Origin of the sequence: Nocardia sp. NPDC004604 (assembly GCF_040609795.1) — a bacterium.
Lineage (GTDB): Bacteria > Actinomycetota > Actinomycetes > Mycobacteriales > Mycobacteriaceae > Nocardia.
Window position 1 is genome coordinate 25,775 of the sequence record NZ_JBEXLC010000039.1, and the last position, 15,559, is coordinate 41,333.

The window sequence follows — 15,559 nt, forward strand, 5'->3', positions numbered from 1 at the left end:
CGCTGCTCGCTGTTCAGTGAAGCGCCCCGGTCGATCGGCGACGAGTGGCGGATATGCCAGTAATGCTCGGATTCACGCCAATCCGAGGGGCGGAAGCATACTTTACCTGGTGCATCCGATTCGCCAATGGGCTGCCAGCCCGAACGACAGGAGCGGCAGCAGCCCGAACGACAGGTTGCCGAGTCGTACCGGGCTTTACCCAGCGGCCGAGTCGACTACTCAACTGAAGTCGGTCACGTGGTCTCTTGCCCACTGCGCGAACGAATGCGCAGGGTGACCGGTGACCTCCTCGATAATGGTCGAGATCTGCGGTGCCGTGCTGAGTCCGGCCTCCCATCCGGCCAGGACGGCATCGACGCCGATCGATGGCATGGTCCTGCCGAGTTCCGCGCGCGCCTGTTCGACGGGGATCACCTCGAGGCTGATCTCGCGGCCGATGGCCGCACCAATGTGCCGGACCTGTTCGCGCAGGGTCAGTGCCTCCGGGCCCCATACGGGATAGGCGTGGCCTTCGTGCCCAGGTTCGGTCAGCGCGGTCACCGCGAGCGCGGCCAGATCCTTCTCGTGGATGGGTGCCGTGCGGGCGTCGGCATAGGGCATCCGGACGACGCCTTCGTCGCGAATGGACCGCTGCCACCACCACAGTGCGTTGGTGGCGAACATGCCGGGTCGGATGAATGTCCAGTCCAAGGCGGACTTTTCGATGGCGGACTCGATGACGGCGTGCATCCGGGCAATCGGGTTGTCCGCGGCATCGGCCAGCAGCACGGCCCCGGACGACAGGAATACCACATGCCGCACTCCGGCGGATTCGGCCGCCGCGACGAAACCGTCGATGCCGTCGGGTTTGGCATAGAGGAACACCTGCTCCGCGCCTTCGAGTGCGGCGGGCAGCGTCTCCGGGTGTTCGAGATCGGCCGCGACAACCTGTGCGTCCGGCGGAAAGTCCGCGGTGGCGGGTTCCCTGCTCGTCAGACGGACCTGCTCGCCCTGTGAAATCAGTCCCGCCGCGACGTGCCGGCCGACATTGCCCCTGGCTCCGAAAATGACTGTGACCATGGCGGCAGCGTAGGCCGACGAACTTACTTCTAGAAAGGACATACCTTCAGGTAAGCTCCGGAAATGACGGTACGTTCGCAGGTTCGGCACCCTGCCTGGCGGGACATGAGTGACGCATTCAACAGTGATTGCCCGGCCCGCGAGGTGCTCGACCACATCACGAGCCGCTGGGGCATGCTGATCCTGACCGCCCTCGGCAATGGGCCGCTGCGGTTTTCGGAGTTGAACGCCATGATCGGCGGGATCAGCGAGAAGATGCTGTCGCAAACACTGCGCACGCTGGTGCGCGACGGCCTGATCGCGCGCACCGTCGAGCCGACCACCCCGCCCCGCGTCAGCTACGAACTGACCGCACTCGGCCAGGGCCTCACCGAGTCCCTGCAGCAGTTCCTGGGTTGGATCCGCCAGAACACCGTCGAGGTCATGGCCGCCCAGAGCCGCCACGACCGCCGAAGCGCCCCGTCCAGATAGCTCGCTGCCCCACCCCCGCCGACTGCTCGCCGAGCGTAGTTGGCCTGGGCAACCACCATTCGACTACCTTCGAACGCCCCTGGACCTAGGGGGCGATACGGCAGGACTTATTCGGACGCAGGAGTGGTCTCGCGAATCCAGTTCTGTCGGAGTAACTTTCGCGGTTGCCGAGTCGCCTCGCGATTAGCGTCCCCCGCAGCTGCTGTGCCGACCACAGCGCAAGCGCGGCACAGCAGCCAGCGTGCACAGGATGTGGTTGCTGACCGGTTGCGCGCCTTGGCCGCCAAGGCATGGCTCCGCCATGGTGGAGGTGCCGACCCGGATTCCGCTGCCCACCATGCGGCCGACCAGCACAAACGCCGGGTCATCGGCTACCTCGCCGAGCTCCTCACCGCCGCAGGACGATTCGACGCCGAGGGACTGGCTTGTACGGCGCAAGGGCGTCTGGCGGGAATAGCAGCAATACTCGGATTCATGCCAAACTGAGGGGGTGAAGCAGGTTGTTGCGTTGGCGCTGGACGGGGTCATGACCTATGACCTGGCGTGTGCGGTGCAGGCGTTTCGGCACGGTCCGGGTAAGACCGGTGAGCCGGTGGGGTTCGAGATGCGGACCTGCGGGGTGCGGCCGGGGGCGGTGTGGACGCCGAATGGTTTCGGGCTCGAGGTGGACGACGGACTCGAGGCGCTCGAGAGCGCCGATATCGTGGTGGTGCCGGGGGTCGGATTGCCCACCTGGCCGCCGCCCGAGGAGGTGCTGGATGCGCTGCGGGCCGCCGCAGCGCGGGGCGCGACAATGGTCAGCATCTGCACCGGCGCATTCATATTGGCGCGGACCGGTCTGCTGGACGGACGCCCGGCCACCACCCACTGGGCGTATTGCGATGAATTCGCCGAGCTGTTCCCCGCGGTCAAGCTCGACCCCGCAGCGCTGTATGTGGACGACGGTGATGTGCTCACCTCGGCCGGTCTGTCCGCGGGGATGGATCTGTGCCTGCACATCGTGCGCCGCGAACTCGGTGCGGGCGCGGCAGCGGAGCTGGCCCGCTGGAATGTGACGCCGCCGCACCGCGAGGGCGGCCAGGCGCAGTACATTCCGGATGCCTTGGGCGGCAATGACTTCCCCGGCACGCTTGCCGCCACCATGGCCTGGGCGGTGGCGAATCCGGCACAGGCACCGGATGTTTCGGCGCTCGCCGGGCATGCGCTGATGAGTGAGCGCACCTTCATTCGCCGCTTCAAGGCCGAGGTCGGCAGCACGCCGCGGCGTTGGCTGGAGGCGCAGCGGACGGTGCGCGCTCGGGAATTGCTGGAGACCACCGAACTGCCCGTCGAAGTCGTTGCGGCGCAGTCCGGGTTCGGCAGCATCACGGCGCTGCGGGTGCATCTGCGCGCGGCCACCGGCACGACGCCCGCCGGATATCGCCGGTCGCTGCGTCGCTAGCCAGGGTCGGCCGATCGTCGGTACGCGCGCGCACTCGCCATGTTGCGACCGGGCAGTGTTCCAGATCACAGGACCTGGGGCCTCGGGTGCGCTACCGTGGATTTGCCCGAACAGCGCTTCGGGGTCGATGCCAGGCATGCGGTGTATGCCCGGCGGTGGCCTATGCTTTGCGAGTACTTCGTCTCATAATCGACCAGTCCGATTGCTTGACGTTAACTGCGTGACCTGAGATCGACTGAACTACTTCCCTTTTCGACTCGTGAACCCGCGTCGTCGCGGCCAATGATGAGATCGACGCGCGAGAGGTGGTTGGAGCAATGACCGATCTGGACATCGGCCCATTTGTAACGCCCCAGGTAGCCGGAATCGAGCTGGCGACGGCGAGCACGCCGCTGCAGCGCGCCGCTGGCCGGTTGCAGGCGGCGCTGCCGCCCGGCTGGCGCGTCGAAATCATCGACGCGCCCCGTGCACGTAGCACCCAGAGTGCACTGGGTAGCCATGGTCGTCAGCCCGTTCTCCGGGTGGTTATGCCGGAGTAGTAATTACCCCGTCCACCCCAGCGGCATCAGCAGCGACTTCTGCTCGCAGAAGGCGTCCAGACCCTCCGGTCCGTTCTCCCGGCCGAGGCCGGAGGTCTTGTACCCGCCGAACGGGGAGCCGGGATCGAACGCGTACCAGTTGATCGCGTAGGTGCCGGTGCGCACCCGCGCCGCGATCTCCGCACCGTGCTCGATATCGGTGGTCCAGACCGAACCGGCCAGGCCATAGACGGAGTCGTTCGCGATGGCCACCGCCTCGTCCTCGGTCTCGTAGGGGATGACCGAGAGGACCGGGCCGAAGATCTCCTCCTGTGCGATCGTCGACTTATTGTCGACATCGGCGAAAATGGTCGGCGCGACGAACCAGCCGCGATCCACATCCGCCGGCCGGCCGCCGCCGAGCACCAGCCGGGCGCCCTCTTCCTTGCCCTTGGCGATGTAACCCTCGACGCGATCGCGCTGACGCTCGGAGATCAGTGGGCCGAAGATGGTCGCCGGGTCGGTGGGATCGCCGGTCTTCAGCGTCTTCACGTGTTCGACCAGCGCGTCCAGGATTTCGTCGTAGCGGCTGCGCGGCGCGAGGATGCGGGTTTGCGCGACACAGCCCTGGCCGCTGTTCATCAGGCCGGAGAAGGCGAGCACCGGAATGTTGGCGGCGATATCCATATCGGGCAACAGGATTGCCGCAGATTTGCCACCGAGTTCCAGCGACACGCTCTTGAGCTGACCGGTCGCAATCGCGCCGATCTTGCGGCCGACCGCGGTGCTGCCGGTGAAGGTGATCTTGTCGACGCCCGGATGGGAGACGAGGTACTCGGCGGCGTCGGCCTCGGCGGGCAGGATCGACAGCACACCCTCGGGCAGGCCCGCGTCGGTGAAGATGTCGGCGATCTTATTGGCGGTCAACGGGGTCAGCGGCGCGGGCTTGAGCACGATCGTGCACCCGGCGAGCAAGGCGGGCGCGAGCTTATTGGCCGCGAGGAAAAGCGGCACGTTCCAGGCGGTAATGGCCGCGACGACACCGCGCGGCTCCCGCGAGACCCGCGAGGTGCCGAACATGCCGGTGCGGGTTTCGTTCCAGGGGAAGGACTTTGCCAGTCCGGCATACGAGTCGAGCGCGGCCACCGCCGGAATCTGGTTGAGCGTCATGGCGATCATCTGCGGTGCGCCCATCTCCGCGGTGAGCGTGGCGAGCAGATCGGCCGAACGCTCCTCGATCAGGCGCGCGGCGCGCGACAGGACCTGGGCACGCTCCTCGGGCGGGGTGGACGGCCACGGGCCGTTGTCGAAGGCGTGCCTGGCGGCGGCGACGGCCGCATCGACGTCGGCGCGACCCACCACCGGGACGCTGCCCACCGTCTCGACCGTCGCGGGTGAGATGACCTGGAGGCGCTCGGTGGAGGCTGGCGCGGTCCAGCGGCCGCCGATGAACAAGCTGTCGTAATGCATGAGAACACGTTACAGTTTTGCCGCTCGATTGTCTGTAACCTGTTTCAGTTTTCCGTTCGAACAGCATTCTGAACAGGGCGAATTCCAACCTGTCGGTTCGCTTTTCAGAGAACGCACTATTGCGTTCTGTTGCTGCAACGGTCATGCTGTAGCAACAGTTCAGCTCGCTCGATTCGTTACGCAATTGGGGAGTCCGAGTCATGGCGGTGCAAGTAATCGGCCGGTCGCTGATGACCAGTGATCAGACCGAGCATCAGGCTAAAAGTGTTGGCGCGGGCGGGTGGGTGGTCTCCTTCCTGCCGGGCCGGACGCTGACCATCGAGCAGGCAACAGCAGCAATGCAGGCCGCCGAGGCAGTGGCGGTCGTCGGACTGCTAGCCGATCAAGTCGGACTAACCACGCTGGAGACGGTCGGCCTGGCGATTCAGGAATCGCCTTGGGCGGCAACGGCCAACGCGTGCGGGCGCAGGAGCTGGCGACGGGGCTGGCTGGAGAAGTAGTCGCACCCTACTTGGTTGCCACTACCACCAGATTGCTCACCAGTAACTCTCGCAGTATCGGTACCCGAACCACCCACCACGCCCATCGCGGGTGGTAGCGCGGGAAGACAGTGCGCACATCGGCGGAAGTGCTTGCTGCCCAACGCAACCCATCGGCGGCGCCGACCGCGAACAGCGACTTGCCGAAGCGATTCTTCGGTTCCCGGCCGGTCTTGCGGCGGTACCGGCGCGCGGCGTACTCCCCACCGAGGTAGTGCCACGGACCGGTCTCGTGACCGCCGAATGGGCCGTGCCACACCGTGTACGACAACACGATCAAGCCGCCGGGGCGGGTTACCCGTACCATCTCATCGGCCATGACCCATGGCTGCGGCACGTGCTCGGCGACATTCGAGGAGAAGCAGATATCCACGGTGTTGTCGCGGAACGGCAGTGCCATGCCCGAGCCGCGCACCGCGCCGGGCACCGACAGTCCCGCGGCATGCATCTCCGACGGATCGGGCTCGACCGGGATATAGCGCGCACCGGTCTTGACGAATTCGTCGGCGAAGTAGCCGGGGCCGCCGCCCACATCGAGGATCGTCGCGCCGTCGAGCCCCTTTCCGGTGATATCGGCATAGAAATCGCCGATCATCGCGGCGCTGTCGGCGGCAATGCCACCGTAGAAGACTGCCGGATCGGTCTGCTCGAATCGGAAGCTGCCGAGCAGCCGCAGCGATCGACGCAATGTTGCGCGCCGCGCGAACCGGGACAGGGACGGCCCGGTGCGCCGTGGGGCGTGCGCCGCCACGGCCTCGGCTGGTTCGGTTTCAGCTCTCGGCACGGCGCAGAGTTTCGCACAGAGCTGATATGCCGCTGCCGTCCCGGCTGCCCGGGGTGGGAATTCCGCATCGCACGGCGGGTCGATGCGGTGAGAGCTGGTTGGACGGGTGCACGAGTTAGGGTGTACGGCGATATCCGTCGTCCCGGCCGGGACCCGTCGACCGAGAGAAGCTCCACCGTGCGCGAAGTCCTCCTGCTGTGCTGGCGTGACACCGGGCACCCGCAGGGCGGCGGCAGCGAGCGGTACCTGGAGCAGGTCGGGGCCCAACTCGCCGCCCGCGGGGTCAAGGTCACCCTGCGCACCGCCCGCTATCCGGGTGCGCCGAAACGGGAGCGGATCGACGGCATCGAGATCAGCCGGGCGGGCGGTCGATTCTCGGTCTATCCGCGCGCGCTGATCGCGATCGCTCTCGGTCGCCTCGGTATCGGGCCGCTGCGCGGGCTGCGCCCGGATGCGGTGATCGACACCCAGAACGGCATTCCCTTCTTCGCTGGCATCGCGGCCGATGCGCCATCGGTGGTGCTTGTGCATCACGGACATCGGGAGCAGTGGCCGGTCGCCGGACGTTTCGTCGGGCGCATCGGCTGGTGGATCGAATCGCGGCTCTCGCCCCGCGTGCATCGGAACAACCAGTACCTGACCGTTTCGCTGCCCTCGGCCGAGGAACTGGCCACGCTCGGCGTGGACGGGTCGCGGATCGCGGTGGTCCGCAATGGCGCCGAATCTGTTCCCACCGACGCGCCGACCGGCTGTGCGGAGACCCGCACGGATGATCCGCGCATTGTGGTGCTGTCGCGGCTGGTGCCGCACAAGCAGATCGAAGACGCGCTGAATGTCGTGGCCCGATTGCGGCAGCGGATCCCCGGCCTGCGGCTGGATGTGATCGGCGACGGCTGGTGGGCGGACAACCTGAAGGCCGACGCCCGCGACCTCGGCATCGCCGATGCGGTCACCTTCCACGGCCACGTCGATGAGCGGCGTAAACACGAACTGCTCGCCCGTGCCTGGGTGCATGTGCTGCCCTCGCGCAAAGAGGGCTGGGGACTCGCGGTGATCGAGGCGGCCCAGCACGGCGTGCCGACCATCGGCTACCGCAGTTCGCGCGGACTCACCGATTCCATTGTCGACGGTGTGACCGGAGTGCTCGTCGACGATATCGGCCAGCTCGGCGACTCCGTCGGCGAACTGCTCGACGACACCCAGGCGCGTGCCGTGATGGGCGAGAAGGCGCGTGCCCGTGCGCGTGAATTCTCCTGGGAGCAAACGGGAAACGGTGTTTACGAGGTACTCGCGGCGGCGGCCCGAGGTGAGTACACCGCGGGCCTCATGCCGCCCGGACCCTGATCAGCTGCGGTCCACGATCGCGGCGATCGGACCGTCGCGGACGAATTCCGATCGGCCCTCGACTTCGATGGGCCTGCCAGCGGCCGGGGTATCGACGAATCTCCCCTGGTACGCGATCTCGGTGATGGTGACGGCGCCTGGGGTCACCCTGTTCGGCGAACAAGGTGGCGTCGTGTTCGACTGGGCGGCGGAATTCCGCTGTGCCATCGGCGGATACAGAGTGCTGCAATCTGAGATGGCTGTGCGCCAGTGTTTTCAGGCAGGAGGGCGCAAAAGGGCGGCCAGTAGTAGTCCGCCGATCAGCAGTGCGGCCCAAATGAGGTGGGCGGCATAGGCGATCACCCGCTGGGTGGTGTGTGATTCGGCGGGCCGATCGGTGCTGCCGGGAACTCGGTACAGTGCGAGTTCGGAGTCGGTGTAGACCGTCGTCAATTGGGCGAGTGTCGTTTTCGACTCGCCGAGTGGTCCGGGAGTGGTGCGCTCGACCAGGACCCAGCCGACACCGAGGTTCGCCAGCTGCTGAGCCGAACCTCCGTGCAGCAGTACGGATTCCACTTCCCGGGCGCTGGCGCCCTCACCGGCGACCGTCCGGCCGTGCACCGGGAGTTCGCCGGTCTGCAGCACGTCACGAGGCAGCATTCGAGGTGCCGGATCCAACACCGGCACTTTGCCGCTGTACGGAAATTTCCGGAACATGCCTCCGGGCAGCACCGCGATATCGCCCGGGCCATCGATCCGGTCGGCGACTTGCTGCCAGCCCGCCGGATAGTGCACCGGACGCAGTTGATTGCCAACGCCCCAGGCGAGATCGAATAGCGGCAGTACGAGCAGTGCGATGAATAGCGCTGCGGTCAGCGATATTACGGTCGTTCGTGAGTTGCGGGCGGGCGGTTCGGTCGACGCGGCTGTGCTGAACCACCTGGCAACGGTCCGGCACCCGGCCGCGGCGCACAGCGCGTAGGCGGGCATTGCCAGTGCCACGTACTTCTGCGTGTCACGCAGCAGCCCGGTGCCGGGGACATTGGCGACGAGCCATTCCATGACGCTCATGCCCCACGATGTCGCGCCCAAGGTGGGGAGTACGACCGCGGTGGCCGCGAGTATCAGTAGGACGCGGCGAATACGGATGCTCGCGTGATCGATCTCGGTGGACTCGGCCCCGAGTTTTGTCGAATGGGCAATAGCTGCATCGGATTCGACATGGGCGGCGCGGCCGGTCGGAACTGTGGTGCCGGGTTCGATATCGGTGGGGGCTGTGGAACGGGTTCGGGTGTTGTCCCTCGTTGCGGTCCTACCAGTGGTGTTCGGCTTGGGTGCGGCGGGTGTCGAATGAGTCGTGGGGGAGGCGGCTGTGGGGCGGGGCGGGATAGTGCCGGTCGCGGATGTCTTCTTGGTCCAAGCGGCGCGGATGCCGGTTGCCACGAGGATCAGGAGTAGGGCGGTGCCGATCAGGGCGAGTGCGGTGGTGCGCGAGTGCGGGACCGAATCGGCGTTCCAGATGCCGCCGAGTCCGGCCAGGCTGCCGAGCGTGCCGAGGGCGGGTTCGGCGCGGGCGGCGAAGGCGGCGATTCCGGCTGGGTCGGAGGGTTCCGAGCCTGCGCCGGACAGTGCCGTCGCGGTCAACCACGGCGCGGATGCGACCAGCAGCAGTGCGAGTGTTCCGAGGAGGTTTCGTCGTCCGATCAGGACGACAGCGGTACCGCCCGCGAGCAGTGCGCCGGTCGGGGTGAGTCCTGCGGCGGCGAAACATGCGGCCAGTGCGGCCCATGAGGCTGCCGCACTCCCTGTCGTCTTGGTGGCACGGTGGAATCGCGGGCGGCGAGCTTGTGCTGGACTGCGGTTCTGAGGGGCCGCGGTAGCGGTCGGATCGGCGCGGTCGGTGGCGGTCGGAGCGATGGGCCGATCCACACCAGGCTCGTCGAACGCGTGAAATGCGGCATTCGGCGCGTTGCGCTGGCGAATTCGGTATGCGGCCAGTGCGGTCCACGGCAGCGCGGCATAGCCCGTCAGCAGACTCCAATGGCCCTGCAGCAGACGTTCGGCCACATACGGATTCCACAGAGCGACGGTGACCGCGACCAGTTGCGGTCCGGTCGATACCCGGAGCGATTCGCGGGCCAGCACCGCCGCGCCATATCCGGCCGCCCACAGCGCGACGACCAGGATCGCTTTGACGATCAGGCCGCCATCGATGATCGATGACAGCGCCGCGAGCAGCGCGTCCTGCGGCACCGCGCGCGGGGCCGCGGCACCGAGCCCCAGCGCCGAATCCGTTGGGTAGGAGCGCGGCGTACTCACTGCATCGCGCAGCAACAGATAGCCCGGTCCGAGCAGTGGACCGGCAATGAGCAGCGATAACACCCCGCTGTACCCGGCCGGTGCGAATCGCACCCACCGTGCGCGCCGAGCCGGCCAGTCACTCACGCGTGCACCCTACGTCCCGAATGCGGACCCACCCGCCCCGGGCCATGCCCACCCGCGGCCCCGGGCCTTCGGCGCGAGCTGGTCGTCGCGGCACCGATCGCCGTATTCGAATGCGTTTCGCCGGCCGGATCTCGCACCCGAGTAATGCGGGGCCTGCTCTGGCGGATCTGTCCGCCGGGCGGGTGTGGCCTGGGGCTTGCCGGGACAGGTGTACAGGGCTCGGGGGTGTGGGTGGGACGATTGCGGCGTGCCTGCCGTCCGTCGTCTACCCGTTGTCGCGGATCTGACGTTGGTGACGGCTGGCGCGATGACGGCGAATGTGGCGGGGTATCTGCTGCAGATGCTGGCCAGCCGGTGGTTGGGGGTCAGCGGATACAGCGAATTCGCGAGTCTGCTCGCGGTCCAGTTGTTGTGCGCGGTGCCCGCGCTGGCATTGCAGAATGTGGTCGCGCGGGAATTGGTGCGCGGCGCGAGCGTCTCGGCGCTGCGTCGGTTGCAGTGGCGGTGTGCGGTAATCGTCGCGGTTCTCGCCGCGGTGCTGGTTCCGCTGGTGACCGCGGTGCTGAATGTCGGCGTGGTCGCCTGCGCCGCCGCGCTCGGCGCGGCCCCCGCCCTGGTGCTGCTATCCGGCGAACAGGGCATCCTGCAGGGCGGCAGACGCTTTCGCGCATTGGCGATAGTCCTCGGCACAGCCGGAATCGCACGCGTAGCTCCCGCCCTGGTAGTCCTCGCATTGGGCGGCTCCGCCGCCCCCGCACTCTGGGCCGCCGCCCTCGGCATCACCGCCGCCGCCGTATTCGCCCACTACACCGCATCCACACCCCCTCGCATCAGCCCCACAGCCGATGCGGAAACGGAACCGTCCCCCCGCGATGGGTCCGAAGCACCGGGATATGGGGTCGGCGGTTCCGGCGATGTGACGCGCGGGATACCGGCACAGGGAGTTGGCCACGATGGCTCGACACGTGCGGTCCGCCGCGAAGGCGTGCGTGGCGCCAATCGGTGGGTGGCGCGGTTATGGGCCTGGGGTGTATCCGGCGCCTCGGACGGGGGAGCCCAGGCGGTCGGGGTGGTGCCGGTGTTGCGGGCGGCGCAGGCGCAGGCGGCGTTGATGGCGTTGTCGTCGGCGGATTTGATTGTTGCGCGGATTGTGTTGGCGGAGGCGGATGCGAGTCGGTATGCGCTCGGGGCGATTGCCACGAAGATCGCGTTCTGGCTGCCGCAGGCGGTGGGGGTGGTGTTGTATCCGCGGATGGCGCAGCCGACGCATTCGGCGCGAGCGATCCGGGATGCGCTCGCCGTGCTGTCCGGCATCGGGATCGTTGCGGTCGTGGGTGCGGCGGTGACGGCACCGCTGGCGCCCCTGTTCGCGGGACAGGACTATGCGCCGATCCAGGGCATGCTTTGGCTGTTCGCGCTGCAGGGTGCCATCCTGGCGGTGCTCCAGGGCGCACTGCTCTCGGCGATCGCGGTAGACCGCACCTCCCTTGCCGCACTGACGTGGCTCGGCCTCGCGGTCGAGCTGGTCCTGATGGCCTCCTTCGCCCGCTCGGTCCCCGCCCTGATCACCACTGCCGTCGCCGTCGCTGCCGCCACCACGATCCTGGTCGCAGCCATCGTCCTGCGAACCGCCGACCGCTCCCCATCACCCGCCTGACCGCAGGTTCGCTAGCGATCGCGTGCTCGGGTGCGGCGGTTCGTCGGCGGTCGCGTGGCTGGGTGAGCCTGGCTGGCGATTGTCCGTTCGGGTGAGTGGTTCGCTGAAGACCAACTGCCTGAGCGCACGATCACCCACCCGACCGCGCCGGCTCGCCTACGATCACCAGCATGATCACCGCTGTGCACACACTGGTCTATGCGGAGGATCCGGATGCGGCTCGCGCGTTCTTCCGCGACGTTCTCGGCTGGCCGAATGTGGACGCCCATGGTGGGTGGCTGATTTTCGGTACCGGGCCGAGCGAACTCGGGGTGCACCCCGCCGATGGCCCACCGCGCCACGAGATTTCGCTGATATGCGATGACATCGAGCAGACCATGGCGGAATTGGCCGGGCGTGGAGCGCGATTCGAGGGCGACATTGCCGAGCGGAGCTTCGGGCGCTGCGTCGACATGAAGATCCCGGGCGCGGGGCTGATGCTGCTGTACCAGCCGTCGCATCCCGTCGCGTATCCCTCGAGTTCGTCCGCCACCTGATCGAACTGCCCCCCAAAACGAACTCGGCTCCCAGGCGTCATGCCGGGGAGCCGAGTATCGGAACTGCCGTCAGAGATTCTTCTGGGTCCTGAACTGCTGGGTAGGAGCGTCATCCCCGCCCCGGCCCGGACCACCGCGCCGACCAACGCCAGCACCGGCGGATCCACCGCGGATCCCCAGGATCGCTCCGCCGACCAGGGCGGCGACACCGAGCACGCCGAGCACGATCGGCATGATCCGGCCGTACAGCGACAGCTTGTCGATGTTCTCCTTGGCGACCGAGAGCTGCGATTCGATGGTGTTCTCATCGAAGACGAGGTGCGACTTCAGCGCGGTGACGTCGGGGTGGTCGGCGCTGCGTGCGTAGAACAGGTTGAGCTGCTCGCCGCCCTTGACCACAGTGCCGGTCTGCGGCTCGACCCACAGGTCGCGGGTGTTGGTGTAGTAGCGGGTCATGGTGACCGGCTCGTCACCTTCGAGGCCCCACTTCGCGGCGGGCAGGCTCAGCCGATTGGTCGGGGCCTGGACCACGTCCCACAGGTTGGTCGCCGGGACCGACATCTGGAAGTGGTAGACCTTCGTGCTGTTGATCTCGGTCTCTTCGATGAACTTGGCGTCGAAGGTCTTGCGCACGTTGAGATCGAAGTACGGGTAGGTCTTCTTCTCGGTGCCGATCGGGAAGCGGTACTGCAGGCCGGTGTGCTGCACCGGGTCGGCGATGCTCTGTAGGTCCTTGTTCACCGTGACGGCAATGGAGCCGTTGGGCTCCTTGGCCACCGGCTCGCCGGACGTGCGGTCAATGGTGACCCGGTCGATGGTCGCGGTCAGCAGGCCGGTGTCGCCCTGCTTATCGATGCGCCGCAGCGTCTGACCGGCCTGGACGGTCATCTCGGTGGCGTCGGAGGGGTCCTCGACGGTGAGGAACCGCTGCGAGACCAGCGGCACATTGGTGTCGACCTTGGCCGCGCCCTCGGGTGCGGTGAGCGACTTGGCGTCCAGGACGAGGCTGTCCTCGCTGGGCTGGTTCGTCGCGATCGTGGTGATCTCGAGGTCGAGGGGAGTTTTTGCCAGTTTGCTGACGGTGTAGGTCGGGATCATCACCGCGGCGACGATCGACAACGCGCCCAGACCCACGAGCAGGCAGGCCACCGTCCTTCTGGTTCCGGCACTCAGTGCCATGCAAACTCTCCTCGTCGTAGAACACGGGTCTGTGCGGCAAGTACTGCGGGCGCGCCGCGGCACTCGTGAGCCCCGACACTAACAGTCCGTTGGCGTACTATGCGGTGCCGAGGCCGGATTCGACCCAGAAATCGCCCGAGTCTAACGCGAAATCTGAAACGTAGGGTTACCAGCTGGTAGGTACGACTGCTTGCAGGTCGCTCGAACGGACCTGCAGACTGGAGTCCGATGACCGCTACCCCTTCCACGCCGACCGAAGCCGCGCCCGCTCGCACGCGGGGTTTCGTGCCTGCCCTGGAAGGTATGCGTGGCATGGCCGCACTGGGTGTGCTGCTGACCCACGTCGCGTTCCAGACCGGCGCCGCGAATACGCCGGTGCTGGGCCGTATCTGGGAACGGTTCGATATGGCGGTCGCGGTGTTCTTCGCGCTGTCGGGCTTCCTGCTGTGGCGTCCGCATGCCGCGAAGGCGCGCGGGCTGGGGACCGCGCCCTCGGTCGGCTACTACCTGCGGCACCGAGCGGCGCGCATTCTGCCCGCGTACTGGGTTGTGGTGGCCGCGGTTCTGATCTTGGTTCCGAGTGCGGCCGACACTGCTGGCCTGCGCGTATGGGTTTCGAATCTGGCTCTGACGCAGGTCTTCGTGCCGCTGACGCTGACCGATGGACTCACCCAGATGTGGAGTCTGTCCGTCGAGGTGGCCTTCTATCTGGTGCTGCCCCTGCTGGCCTTCGCGGTGGTGCGGCTGCGCGGCGACGCCGCCCGCTGGCGCATACCCGCGATCCTCGCGCTGGCGGCGGTCAGCCTGAGTTGGAATTTCATTCCGGTACCGACGCCCGACGCCATTCACGCCGACAATTGGCTGCCCGGATACCTGCCGTGGTTCGCGGTGGGCATGCTGCTGGCCGAGCTCATTGACAATAGGGATCAGCTATCACCACGGCTGCGGTTGCTCGCCAATCAACCGGTGATGTGGACCGTCGCACTGATCGCCTTCCTGCTCTCCGCCACCGATCTCGGCGGCCCCGCCGGGTTGACCCGCGCCGAGCCGTGGCAGTACGCGGCCAAGATGGGCTTCGGCGCCATTATCGGATTCGCCCTGCTCGCCCCACTGGTACTGCGCCCGCCCGGCGCCCGCCCCCATCGCTGGCTGGAATCCCCGGTCGCCGCAACCATCGGCCGCTGGTCCTACGGCATCTTCCTCTGGCACCTCGCAGTCCTATCCGTGGTCTTCCCGGTCTTCGGAATCCTCCCCTTCAGCGGCGATTTCAAAGAAGTCCTCATCCTGACCATCGCACTAACCCTCCCGATCGCCGCCGCCAGCTACGCCCTAATAGAAGAACCAGCCCGCCGCTTCGCCCGAGCCCGCGACCACGCAAAACACGCCACCACCCACTCATCCACCTGCGACGCCACGGCAGCAGAGCCGCTTGATGAGCCCCCACCGACCGCCCTCAATTCAGCAGCCCCCACCCCACGACCACCACAGAAGTCACTGCCCTCTCCAAAGGACTGACCCCACCCGAGCTGCACAGCCATCGAGAATGCGCTCATGCAGGGCGCTCTCGGTGTTTGCCTGCACCAGCGCATGGTGATCGCCTGTCCAGCTGAGGCGTCGGGTGGTTGGCGGGCTGTGGACCCGGTGGTTGGTGAGGTTGGATGGCTGCGAGGTCTGGTGGGGCGGGGGTGGTCAGGTCTCGAGTTGGCGGCGGATGTCGAGTAGGTGGTGGCGGAGTTCGTGCAGGGTGTGTAGGGCGAGCCAGTGGAGGGGGCGTTCTTGGCGGTCCGGGAAGTTGTAGATGACTGTGCGGTTCCAGTCCGGGGGTGTCAGGCGGTCGAGGACGTTGGCGAAGAGTAGGGCCGCATCGGTGAGTTGGCGGGCGACGTCGGATGGCTGCTGGTCGTTGTAGCCGTCGTGTTCGACGCGTTCGTCGCGACCCATCGGCTCGAGCGCCGGTGCGTCGGCGCGGCGGGCGAGTAACACGCGTTCCCGTTGTGCGAGTAGGACATCCCGCACATGGCAGGCGTACTCCAGTGGCGACCACACCTCGGGTGCAGGTCGGCGCCGAAGTCGCTGTTCATCCTGACCGAGCAGTGTCGCGTACTCCGCCGCGTGCACCCTGGCCAGCGCCGACACC

The 15,559-nt window shown here is 67.1% G+C and carries 16 protein-coding genes; 9 read left to right on the forward strand and 7 right to left on the reverse strand.

Annotation, left to right across the window (positions count from 1 at the left end; translation table 11 throughout):
- Nucleotides 1–219: 219 nt before the first annotated feature.
- Nucleotides 220–1,059 carry an NAD(P)H-binding protein gene (locus tag ABZW16_RS16395; protein ID WP_354956567.1) on the reverse strand — a complete coding sequence of 280 codons (840 nt, stop codon included), beginning with the start codon at nucleotides 1,057–1,059 and terminating at the stop codon, nucleotides 220–222.
- 105 nt (nucleotides 1,060–1,164) lie between these two features.
- On the opposite strand from ABZW16_RS16395, the gene ABZW16_RS16400 reads away from it, so the two are divergent.
- The 4 genes from ABZW16_RS16400 to ABZW16_RS16415 all read left to right on the forward strand — a co-directional run bounded on the left by ABZW16_RS16400 (nucleotide 1,165) and on the right by ABZW16_RS16415 (nucleotide 3,510).
- Nucleotides 1,165–1,530: a helix-turn-helix domain-containing protein gene (locus ABZW16_RS16400; protein ID WP_354956569.1), complete on the forward strand. Its 366-nt coding sequence runs from the start codon at nucleotides 1,165–1,167 to the stop codon at nucleotides 1,528–1,530.
- Nucleotides 1,531–1,734: 204 nt separating this feature from the next.
- Nucleotides 1,735–2,016 (forward strand): hypothetical protein, encoded by a 282-nt coding sequence (locus tag ABZW16_RS16405; protein WP_354956571.1) that lies wholly within the window; start codon nucleotides 1,735–1,737, stop codon nucleotides 2,014–2,016.
- A gap of 4 nt (nucleotides 2,017–2,020) precedes the next feature.
- On the forward strand, nucleotides 2,021–2,971 hold the full coding sequence (locus ABZW16_RS16410; protein ID WP_354956572.1) for a helix-turn-helix domain-containing protein: 951 nt from the start codon (nucleotides 2,021–2,023) through the stop codon (nucleotides 2,969–2,971).
- Nucleotides 2,972–3,288: 317 nt separating this feature from the next.
- Entirely contained in the window at nucleotides 3,289–3,510 is a 222-nt protein-coding gene (locus ABZW16_RS16415; RefSeq protein WP_354956574.1) for a hypothetical protein, read from the forward strand.
- Between the two features lie 3 nt (nucleotides 3,511–3,513).
- On the opposite strand, the gene ABZW16_RS16420 is transcribed toward ABZW16_RS16415, so the two are convergent.
- Nucleotides 3,514–4,959, reverse strand: a complete 1,446-nt coding sequence (locus ABZW16_RS16420; RefSeq protein WP_354956576.1) for an aldehyde dehydrogenase — start codon at nucleotides 4,957–4,959, stop codon at nucleotides 3,514–3,516.
- Between the two features lie 200 nt (nucleotides 4,960–5,159).
- Between ABZW16_RS16420 and ABZW16_RS16425 the strand changes: the two genes are divergently transcribed.
- Nucleotides 5,160–5,459 (forward strand): hypothetical protein, encoded by a 300-nt coding sequence (locus ABZW16_RS16425; protein ID WP_354956578.1) that lies wholly within the window; start codon nucleotides 5,160–5,162, stop codon nucleotides 5,457–5,459.
- A 7-nt stretch (nucleotides 5,460–5,466) separates the two neighbouring features.
- Here the strand turns inward: ABZW16_RS16425 and ABZW16_RS16430 are convergent, their stop codons facing one another.
- Nucleotides 5,467–6,213, reverse strand: a complete 747-nt coding sequence (locus ABZW16_RS16430; protein WP_354956628.1) for a class I SAM-dependent methyltransferase — start codon at nucleotides 6,211–6,213, stop codon at nucleotides 5,467–5,469.
- 246 nt (nucleotides 6,214–6,459) lie between these two features.
- Here ABZW16_RS16430 and ABZW16_RS16435 point away from each other — a divergent pair, with 246 nt between their 5' ends.
- Entirely contained in the window at nucleotides 6,460–7,626 is a 1,167-nt protein-coding gene (locus tag ABZW16_RS16435) for a glycosyltransferase family 4 protein (protein ID WP_354956580.1), read from the forward strand.
- On the opposite strand, the gene ABZW16_RS16440 is transcribed toward ABZW16_RS16435, so the two are convergent.
- Both ABZW16_RS16440 and ABZW16_RS16445 read right to left on the reverse strand, forming a co-directional pair.
- Nucleotides 7,627–7,773: a hypothetical protein gene (locus ABZW16_RS16440; RefSeq protein WP_354956582.1), complete on the reverse strand. Its 147-nt coding sequence runs from the start codon at nucleotides 7,771–7,773 to the stop codon at nucleotides 7,627–7,629. It abuts the gene before it with no gap.
- Between the two features lie 108 nt (nucleotides 7,774–7,881).
- Nucleotides 7,882–10,050, reverse strand: a complete 2,169-nt coding sequence (locus ABZW16_RS16445) for a hypothetical protein (protein ID WP_354956584.1) — start codon at nucleotides 10,048–10,050, stop codon at nucleotides 7,882–7,884.
- Nucleotides 10,051–10,297: 247 nt separating this feature from the next.
- On the opposite strand from ABZW16_RS16445, the gene ABZW16_RS16450 reads away from it, so the two are divergent.
- Nucleotides 10,298–11,707 carry a polysaccharide biosynthesis protein gene (locus tag ABZW16_RS16450; RefSeq protein ID WP_354956585.1) on the forward strand — a complete coding sequence of 470 codons (1,410 nt, stop codon included), beginning with the start codon at nucleotides 10,298–10,300 and terminating at the stop codon, nucleotides 11,705–11,707.
- 170 nt (nucleotides 11,708–11,877) lie between these two features.
- A complete protein-coding gene (locus tag ABZW16_RS16455) occupies nucleotides 11,878–12,243 on the forward strand; it encodes a VOC family protein (protein WP_354956587.1) in 366 nt (121 codons plus the stop codon).
- 69 nt (nucleotides 12,244–12,312) lie between these two features.
- Here ABZW16_RS16455 and ABZW16_RS16460 read toward each other — a convergent pair whose 3' ends face one another.
- Entirely contained in the window at nucleotides 12,313–13,422 is a 1,110-nt protein-coding gene (locus ABZW16_RS16460) for a DUF3068 domain-containing protein (RefSeq protein ID WP_354956588.1), read from the reverse strand.
- 228 nt (nucleotides 13,423–13,650) lie between these two features.
- Here ABZW16_RS16460 and ABZW16_RS16465 point away from each other — a divergent pair, with 228 nt between their 5' ends.
- Nucleotides 13,651–14,937, forward strand: coding sequence for an acyltransferase (locus ABZW16_RS16465; RefSeq protein WP_354956590.1), 1,287 nt, complete (start codon nucleotides 13,651–13,653; stop codon nucleotides 14,935–14,937).
- Nucleotides 14,938–15,111: 174 nt separating this feature from the next.
- On the opposite strand, the gene ABZW16_RS16470 is transcribed toward ABZW16_RS16465, so the two are convergent.
- Nucleotides 15,112–15,549 (reverse strand): DinB family protein, encoded by a 438-nt coding sequence (locus ABZW16_RS16470; protein ID WP_354956630.1) that lies wholly within the window; start codon nucleotides 15,547–15,549, stop codon nucleotides 15,112–15,114.
- Between the last annotated feature and the right edge of the window lie 10 nt (nucleotides 15,550–15,559).

Excerpts from the sequence above, each read along its gene's own strand:
- ABZW16_RS16395 (WP_354956567.1), bottom strand. The coding sequence starts at position 1,059 with ATGGTCACAGTCATTTTCGGAGCCAGGGGCAATGTCGGCCGGCACGTC.
- ABZW16_RS16400 (WP_354956569.1), top strand. The coding sequence starts at position 1,165 with ATGAGTGACGCATTCAACAGTGATTGCCCGGCCCGCGAGGTGCTCGAC.
- ABZW16_RS16415 (WP_354956574.1), top strand. The coding sequence starts at position 3,289 with ATGACCGATCTGGACATCGGCCCATTTGTAACGCCCCAGGTAGCCGGA.
- ABZW16_RS16420 (WP_354956576.1), bottom strand. The coding sequence starts at position 4,959 with ATGCATTACGACAGCTTGTTCATCGGCGGCCGCTGGACCGCGCCAGCC.
- ABZW16_RS16425 (WP_354956578.1), top strand. The coding sequence starts at position 5,160 with ATGGCGGTGCAAGTAATCGGCCGGTCGCTGATGACCAGTGATCAGACC.
- ABZW16_RS16455 (WP_354956587.1), top strand. The coding sequence starts at position 11,878 with ATGATCACCGCTGTGCACACACTGGTCTATGCGGAGGATCCGGATGCG.
- ABZW16_RS16460 (WP_354956588.1), bottom strand. The coding sequence starts at position 13,422 with ATGGCACTGAGTGCCGGAACCAGAAGGACGGTGGCCTGCCTGCTCGTG.
- ABZW16_RS16465 (WP_354956590.1), top strand. The coding sequence starts at position 13,651 with ATGACCGCTACCCCTTCCACGCCGACCGAAGCCGCGCCCGCTCGCACG.